The organism is Streptomyces sp. NPDC111507, assembly GCF_055638955.1.
On the sequence record NZ_JBVKBU010000016.1, the window covers coordinates 244,655 to 252,701 of the forward strand.

At 69.3% G+C, this 8,047-nt stretch carries 7 protein-coding genes; 4 read left to right on the forward strand and 3 right to left on the reverse strand.

Translation table 11 applies throughout. The annotated features are described in order from the left end of the window. Positions 1-23: 23 nt before the first annotated feature. The 4 genes from ACZ7M2_RS42120 to ACZ7M2_RS42135 are packed head-to-tail and all read left to right on the forward strand — an operon-like array spanning position 24 to position 4,936. Positions 24-1,265 carry a sugar ABC transporter substrate-binding protein gene (locus ACZ7M2_RS42120; RefSeq protein WP_471599822.1) on the forward strand — a complete coding sequence of 414 codons (1,242 nt, stop codon included), beginning with the start codon at positions 24-26 and terminating at the stop codon, positions 1,263-1,265. Positions 1,266-1,297: 32 nt separating this feature from the next. Beyond that, the gene (locus ACZ7M2_RS42125; RefSeq protein ID WP_471599823.1) at positions 1,298-2,284 is read left to right on the forward strand and encodes a carbohydrate ABC transporter permease; all 987 of its coding nucleotides are present in this window, start codon (positions 1,298-1,300) and stop codon (positions 2,282-2,284) included. Positions 2,285-2,295: 11 nt separating this feature from the next. Then, on the forward strand, positions 2,296-3,117 hold the full coding sequence (locus ACZ7M2_RS42130; protein WP_470056206.1) for a carbohydrate ABC transporter permease: 822 nt from the start codon (positions 2,296-2,298) through the stop codon (positions 3,115-3,117). A 55-nt stretch (positions 3,118-3,172) separates the two neighbouring features. Further along, positions 3,173-4,936, forward strand: coding sequence for an amylo-alpha-1,6-glucosidase (locus ACZ7M2_RS42135; protein ID WP_471599824.1), 1,764 nt, complete (start codon positions 3,173-3,175; stop codon positions 4,934-4,936). Between the two features lie 249 nt (positions 4,937-5,185). Here ACZ7M2_RS42135 and ACZ7M2_RS42140 read toward each other — a convergent pair whose 3' ends face one another. The 3 genes from ACZ7M2_RS42140 to ACZ7M2_RS42150 all read right to left on the reverse strand — a co-directional run. After that, complete coding sequence (locus ACZ7M2_RS42140) at positions 5,186-5,827, reverse strand: replication-relaxation family protein (RefSeq protein ID WP_471599825.1); 642 nt, start codon at positions 5,825-5,827, stop codon at positions 5,186-5,188. Positions 5,828-6,177: 350 nt separating this feature from the next. Then, positions 6,178-6,657 (reverse strand): hypothetical protein, encoded by a 480-nt coding sequence (locus tag ACZ7M2_RS42145; protein ID WP_471599826.1) that lies wholly within the window; start codon positions 6,655-6,657, stop codon positions 6,178-6,180. A 165-nt stretch (positions 6,658-6,822) separates the two neighbouring features. Further along, positions 6,823-8,047: hypothetical protein (locus tag ACZ7M2_RS42150; RefSeq protein ID WP_471599827.1), on the reverse strand; the 1,225-nt coding region annotated here is incomplete at its 5' end.

Below are 8,047 nucleotides of genomic sequence, written 5' to 3' on the forward strand. Positions count from 1 at the left end.
TGCCCAACATGAAGGAACGTCCGATGAACAGATCCACCAGAGGCCGTCTCACCCTCACCGCTGTGACCGTCGCCGCCCTCACCATCGGCGCCACCGCCTGCTCCTCCGACGACAGTTCGTCCACGAAGGGAAACGACAACGGCACCTACACCGTCTGGGACCCCTACCCGCAGTTCGACAAGAGCTCGGCATGGGCGAAACTGCTGGACAGCTGCGGGACCAAGGCGGGGGTGAAGATCAAGCGGACGGCGTTCGACACCAGCGACCTGACGAACAAGGCGCTGCTGGCGGCCCAGCAGGACAACTCCGCGGACGTGCTGATCGTCGACAACCCGGTGGTGTCGACCCTGGCGGAGGCCGGAGTGCTCACCACCACCGAGGACAACAAACTGGACACCTCGAAGGTCGACCCCAACCTGCTCGCGGCCGGTCAGTCGGGCGGGAAGACCTACGGAACGCCCATCGGCGCAAACACCCTGGCCCTCTACTACAACAAGGCCGTCCTCAAGGCGACGGGCGTGGACGTCGCCTCGGTCAAGGACTGGAAGTCGCTGACGGCGGCCCTGGGGAAGGTCAAGAAGGCGGGCAAGAAGGGCATCACCTTCTCCGCGATCGGCACGGAGGAGGGCAGCTTCCAGTTCCTGCCGTGGTTCTGGGGCTCGGGCGCGAAGCTGACAGAACTCGACTCCGCCCAGGGCGTCTCGGCCGTCTCCCTGTGGAGCGACTGGCTCAAGAAGGGATACGCGCCCAACTCGGTCATCAACAACACCCAGACCACCAGTTGGCAGGAGTTCGCGAGCGGCGACTACGCGTTCGCGGAGAACGGCACCTGGCAGCTCGCGAACGCCGAGAAGGCGGGCTTCGACTACGGCGTCCTGCCGATCCCCAGCGCCGGGGGAGGCAACGCGGCGGCTCCGACCGGCGGCGAGTTCGTCACCGTGCCGGTCCAGAGCGACACCGGCCGGTACGCCACCACGCAGAAGCTGGTGTCCTGCCTGACCAGTACCGAGAACCTGTACGCCACCGACACCACCCTGTCCTACGTGGCTCCCACAAGTGAGGTGCAGGACAAGCAGGTGGCGTCAAGCGCCAAGCTGAAGCCCTGGGTCGAAGCGGTCAAGGCGGCCAAGGGCCGCACCAGCGACGACCTCGGTACCAAGTACCCCAAGATCTCCGAGCAGATGTGGAAGGCGGTCCAGTCCGCCCTCAGTGGGGCCAAGTCTCCGAAGGACGCGCTCACCGCGGCACAGGACGCCGTCAAGTAAACCGTCAGGCGACCACATTCCGGGGCTCCTTGATGAACCGCACGACACACCTGCCGGACCGTCGGCCGGTGCGCGACCGGGGTGGGGCGGTCACCGCCGCCCCACCCTCGGCCCGCCCCGCGCCGAGGCGCCGCCGCCCGACCTCCCAGCAGTGGGCCGCCTGGGCCTTCCTCGCCCCGGTGACCCTCTACCTCGTCCTCTTCTACGCCTATCCGCTGTACCGCAACCTCGACCTGAGCCTGCGGAACTACACCGTCCGCTCCTTCGTCCACGGTGACGCGCCGTTCACCGGCCTGGAGAACTACCGGACCGTCTTCGACGACCCGACCTTCGCACCAGCGCTGCTGCACACCGTGGTGTTCACCGCCGTCTGCCTGTTCTTCCAGTACGCCATCGGCCTGGCCCTCGCCGTCTTCTTCAACCAGAACTTCCGGCTCTCCGCGACCCTGCGCGCCCTGTTCCTGGTGCCGTGGCTGCTGCCGTTGATCGTGTCGGCCTCCACCTGGTCGTGGATGCTCAACAGCGACTCCGGCATCCTCAACGCCGCCCTGCACGTTGTCGGCATCGGGCCGGTGAACTGGCTGACCTCACCGTCGTGGTCACTGACCTCGGTGATCATCGCCAACATCTGGATCGGCGTGCCGTTCAACCTCGTCGTGCTGTACAGCGGTCTGCAGTCGATCCCCGACAGTCTGTACGAAGCGGCCGCGCTCGACGGCGCGAACGCCTGGCGGCGCTTCTGGAGCATCACCTTCCCGCTGCTGCGACCGGTGTCCGCCATCACCCTCCTGCTGGGCCTGGTCTACACACTCAAGGTCTTCGACATCATCTGGATCATGACCAAGGGCGGCCCGGCGGATTCGTCCACCACCTTCGCCACCTGGTCCTACCAGCTCGGCTTCGGCAACCTGCTGCCCGCTTTCGGCCCCGGCGCGGCGGTCGGGAACCTGCTCGTCGTCGCCGCCCTGGTCTTCGGCCTGGTGTATCTCAGGGTCCAGCGAAAGCAGGCACTGTCATGAGCGCGCCCGCCATGAACCGCACCGGCCGCACGTGGTGGAAGACGGCCACGGGCCTCCTGCTCACCGCCGCCATGCTCTTCCCGGTCTACTGGATGCTCAACGTGTCCTTCACCCGGGAACAGGACATGCGCAAGAGCCCGCCGGACCTGTTCCCCGCCCACGCCACGCTGGACGGCTACCGCGCGGTTTTCGACCAGCAGTTTCCCTACCTCGGCACCAGCCTCGTCATCGGCCTGGGCACCGTCGTCCTCACCCTGGCGCTGGCCGCACCCGCCGGCTACGCGCTCGCCAAACTGCGGCCACGCGGCGGCGGCGTCGTCAGCTTCCTGCTCCTGGTCGCGCAGATGATCCCCGGCATCATCATGGCGATGGGCTTCTACGCCATCTACCTCAGCCTCGGCCTGCTCCAGTCGGTGCCCGGCCTGATCGTCGCGGACTCCACGCTGGCCGTCCCGTTCGCGGTACTGATCTTCACCGCGTTCATGTCCGGCATCCCGGAAGAACTGCTCCAGGCCGCGAAGACCGACGGAGCCGGGCCCCTGCGCACGTTCCGCTCGATCGTGCTGCCCATGAGCCGCAACGCCCTCGTCACGGTGTCGCTGTTCGCGTTCCTCTGGTCATGGTCCGACTTCGTGTTCGCCAGCACCCTCGCCGGCGGCGGAGCACACGAGCCGATCACCCTCGGCATCTACCACTACATCGGCAACAACAACCAGGAGTGGAACGCCATCATGGCCACCGCCGTCGTGGCCTCGCTGCCCGCGGCGGTCATTCTCGTCCTCGCCCAGCGTTACGTCGCCGCCGGTGTGACCGCCGGTGCCGTCAAGGACTGACGCCTCCTCCCGGCAGTACACCGGTGATTCCCGCCGAAGAAATGAGTGACTCCGCATGACCGCCGCCCTACCCGGCCCGGCCTTCTCCGTCCACGACATTCCGTTCAGCACACACGGCTCATGGTTCGACATCTCTCCGGTGGTGGCGGAGAAGACGTACGCCGAAGACCTCCATCTGGTCTCCCACCAGAACGGGATGCGGCCCGTCCTGCGCTTCGTGCCGCTCGACGCCACCACGGGCGCCCGGGCGGAGGCACATATCGAGGCCACTCCCGCTCTGCTCAGCTGGACGCACGGGAGCGGTCGCGTCGATCTCGCCTACCAGTCACCGGAGGTCATACGGCTGCGCGGGGAAGGGGTGAGCCTGCGGATCACCGCGGCGGCGCAGACGCTCACGCCTTTCACGGGCACGTACTTCTTCCGCGACCCCGCGGACGGAGCGTACGTGTTCACCTCGTACGAGACCGGCCGTCGCTACCGGGTCACCGTGCTGTCCGGAGTGCCGGGCGACACCTCGGGCGGCCAGGTACTGGGCAGCGCCGAGCGCGGTCTGACGATCACCGCGGAGGCGGGCGGAACCTGGGAGGCCGCCGTCGAGGAACTCGACACCGCGCGTCGTTCCCGCACTTCCTGGGAGGCGTTCAGCAAGGTCGTGGCCGCGGCGTGGCAGACCTTCGCCGACTTCGTCGACGCGGTGGCTCCCTGGCGCTCCCTCCGTACCCCGGCCGCCGAACTGGCCGCGTACGTCCTGTGGTCGGCGACGGTCCGCCCGGTGTCCTTGGTCACCCGGCCCGCGGTTCTCATGTCCAAGCACTGGATGGACAAGGTCTGGAGCTGGGACCACTGCTTCAACGCCCTCGCCCTGGCACCCGGAGCGCCCGCCCTGGCCTGGGACCAGTTCTCGCTGCCGTTCGACCACCAGGACGAGAGCGGGGCCCTGCCCGACTCGGTGACCCACTCGGAGGTCCTCTACAACTTCGTCAAACCGCCCATCCACGGCTGGACCCTGGCCCACCTGCGCCGACGGCTCCCCGAACCCCTCGCCCGCACGGAACTCGCTGAGATCTACGACCGGTTGAGACGCTGGACGGACTTCTGGCTCACCGCGCGCCGCGCACCGGGCGCCGCCCTGCCCCACTACCAGCACGGCAACGACAGCGGCTGGGACAACGCCACCACCTTCGACCCCGAGCGTCTGGTCGTCACGGCCGACCTGGCCGCGTTCCTCGCCCTCCAGCTCCGTCAACTCGCCGGTCTGGCAACCGAACTGGGCCTTCCCGACGAGGCCCGCCGCTGGACCCGCAGCGCCGAGGCGACGCAGACGGCGATGCTCGACGAGCTGTGGACGGGGGAGTGGTTCGTGGCCCGTGGAGTCGAGAGCGGCGACACCTGGAGCAGTGCGAGTCTGCTCGACCTGATGCCGATCGCCCTGGGGGAGTACCTGCCCGAGCACGTCGCCAAGACCCTGGCCACCCGGATCGAGGCCCACCTGACCCCGTACGGCCTGGCCACCGAACTCACCGCCTCACCGCACTACCGTTCCGACGGCTACTGGCGCGGCCCCATCTGGGCCCCCGCCACCGTCCTCGTCGAGGACGGTCTGCGCCGCGCCGGGCACCACCGCCTCGCCGACGAGATCAGCACCCGCTTCCGGACCCTGTGCGAAACCCACGGCTTCGCCGAGAACTTCGATGCTCTCACTGGCAGCGGCCTGCGCGACCGCGCCTACACCTGGACTGCCGCCGCCTACCTCCTGCTCGCCGAAGCCCACGAACTCCGGCGCATCGCGCCCACATCCGCCGCGCACAACGGCGGCTGAGCCGCCCCGACAGGCCGCGAGGCAGGCGAAAGCGTTCGCCGGTTCGTGAGCATACAGACCCGGCACTGGTGCGACGCGCTGGACCCGTCCCGACCTTGAAGCCGACCACGGGTACGGTCATGCCGTTCCCAGCCCCGACCATGGCTGGTCAGCGCACGGCCGATGCCTCTCTGCGGCGGCGGCGCTTCATGTCTGCCGATGCCCGGAGCCGGTCCAGGGGACTTGTTGGTCGGGGTCGTGGACGGGGCGTCATACGGGTGCGGAGGGGCCGTGGTGGAGGAGGTCGGCGAGCGGCGCCGCGAGGATGGGGACGTCGTACGGAAAGTGGGACGGCGTCAGCAGTCTGGCCCCCGCGCGCAGGGCACGGATCCGGTTCTCGACACGGGTGGGTCCGGTGCCGTCCAGGACGAACAGGACGCGGGGGAAGAGCGGGTAGCGCCGTCTCCACTCCTCCAGCGCCGGTTCCTGGAAGGTTGGCCGGCGCCCCGGCATCAGGGGCACGTAGCGGTGAAGGCGTTCGTACGCGGTGAGCTTGGCGGCGAGGCGTTCGGGGCCCATGGTGGCCCGGTCGACCTCCACGAACGCCCGCAGCATCGACGAGTCGTCGCCGTCGGCGGGGCCGCGCCGGTGGTACAGAAGCGCGTCGTGGATGACGGCCTCGCCGCTCCCGATCGAATGGTGGACCTCGGTCAGCCAGTCCAGCGGCCGGCACAGCTCCCCGCGGTGGCGGGCGTCCTCGAGGAAGACGAGCGCGGTCTCGGTCACGGTCAGCGCGTGAGTGGCCTTCAGCCGTGCGGCGGTCGGATCGGACACGGTCCTGGAGGGCCGCCGCCCCCACATCTCGGGCCACTCGCAGGCGAGTTGCACGCCGTACTGGGTGCGGAACCACACTCAGGTCCGTCCGGCCTGCGGCAGGGTGATGAAGGCCCGACCACGGTTACGATGCGACAACGCCTCCGTCGACCAGGCCGGAATCCACGCTGACAACCCGTCCGACAACCCTCCGCACCCTCTCCCGCGCCTGCTCGTGAACCCGCAGGTCACTAGCTCGGGGGTCGCACCGTCCAACGACGCGACGACCCCCGCCGTCACGTGGTGTGCGGTGCGGTCCTCAGCCTTACTCGCCCTGTGAGGGCTCCGGGTGCAGGCAGTACGCGCACCGGGACGCTTTAGACCCAGGGCGCTGGAATTCTCCGACGCCCCGGGGCCTCTGAGACTGGTGATTCCGGCCGGTCCCGCGGCTACTGGGCGGCCCAGGGCTCCGATTCGACGTCGGAGCCGTTGTAGCGCCGCCAGCCCATCTTCGGCACGGCGGACATCAGGACGGTCCGCACGTTGCTCATCCCGTCGTCCCAGTCGATCTCCTGGCCTTCGTAATCCTTCTCTGGCCAGAGGTCTTGCGGGATTACTGGCTTCCCCTCACCGTCGGTGTCAACGATCCACGCGATAACGGGGATGGGCCACACAGCCTGCGGAGCGTCCTTCTCCTGAGCCAGGCACCATTCCTGCACCCACCCCTGACCCGGCACGACTCCAGCCTGTTGGCTGCAGCTCTGGAGCCCGACGAAGCCCTCGATGGAGCCTGCGTCCCGCAGCCGTTTGTTATGTACGACTTGTGGCTCACCTGCGGGACCCCACGACTGCACCATGCGGTCCATCAGGCGACCGGTCTCCTGCCGGTACGTCGCCCTGTAGCCGGTCGGGCTGATCTGGTCGGTCACTGTTCCCCTCCCTCGCTCGCGCCCTCGCACCCACCCGAGTGAAGGCTCGAGGAGCATCATGTCCACGCTCGGACGGCCGCTGTCTCCGGACGCCAGATCCGGCCAGTTACCGACCTGTCCAACCCGGACGAACACCGCACCCGCATGCGCAAGGGCCTGCCTGATTCAGGCGGTGAGGACGTCCCGCAACTCACGTACGGCGCGCCCCTGGTGGTGCTGAGCGGGGATCGCCTCGTACAGGTCCAGGGCGCGGCGGCGGACCAGGCCGGTGCGGTAGTCCGCGGTCAGGGCGGCGACCGTACGGCGGCACGCCTGCTCGGTGTCGCCGTCGTGGTGGGAGCACGCCGCCGCGTCGATGTTGAGCAGGGTGCGCGTCATGGTGCTGGTCGGTGCGGACAGCTCCAGGGCGCGCTGCTGGCTCTCGTTCGCGCGGCGGCTGTCCCCGAGGGTGGTGAAGGCGTGGCTGAGGTGGACGTGGTGCTTCTGCTCGCCGTACGTCAGCCAGGTGTCCGACCGCTCGCTGTCGGGGAGCTGCTCCATGAGGGCGTCGGCAGCGGCGAGCGCGGCACGGGCCTGCTTCCTCTGGTGGTTGAGGGCGTAGGCGCGGGTGGCGACCGCGGCCGCCAGCGTTGCCGCGGCCGTCGGCTGGGTGCCGGTGGCGTGCCGGGCCCGGTCGGAGAGTTCGGAGGCTGCTCTCGGGGCGCCGTAGTTGAGCGGCACCATCGCCTCCCGGGCGAGGACCCACGCGCGCAGCTGGTCGTCGCCGGATTCGGCGGTGGCCCGGGCGGCGGTCGCAAACCAGGCGCGGGACTCGCGGCGGCTGCCCAGGTCGTGCAGGACGATCGCGGTCATCCCGGCCATCTGCCCGGCCGTCCGGCACAGCCGCGCCCGTATCGGGGCAGGCTGCGGGACGGTGAGCAGCGGGCGCAGACCGGCGAAGGCGGTGACCAGGTCGGCCAGGACACGGGTGGGGGCTTGGCCGTGGTAGCCGTACCCGTTGCTCTCGGCTGCGGCCTCCAGGTCGGCGAGGTCCTCGGGGGCGCCGGGGGAGAGGGTCTGGTCGACGTCGGTCCGGGCGGCGGTGAGGGCGGCGAGCGCCGGAGCGGTGAGGCCGGCGGCCAGCGCGCCACGAAGCAACCGGCGGCGCTTCATCGGATTATCTTCTCCATGGTGGGACTCCGTGCTGAGAGCGGCGGTGTCCTCCCAGGGTTGCGCAGCCAGTCCCAGGAAGGCACCGGGAATGCGCAGACCGCCGGAGATTCGCTCGACAGTGGCCAGCGCGGTGACAGCCGCGCTGCCCCGGGCGATCTGGCTGACACGCTCGGACTTGAGCACGCACGCTTCGGCGATCCGGTTGAAGGAGATTCCCGCCTCGTGGGCCATCGCGAAC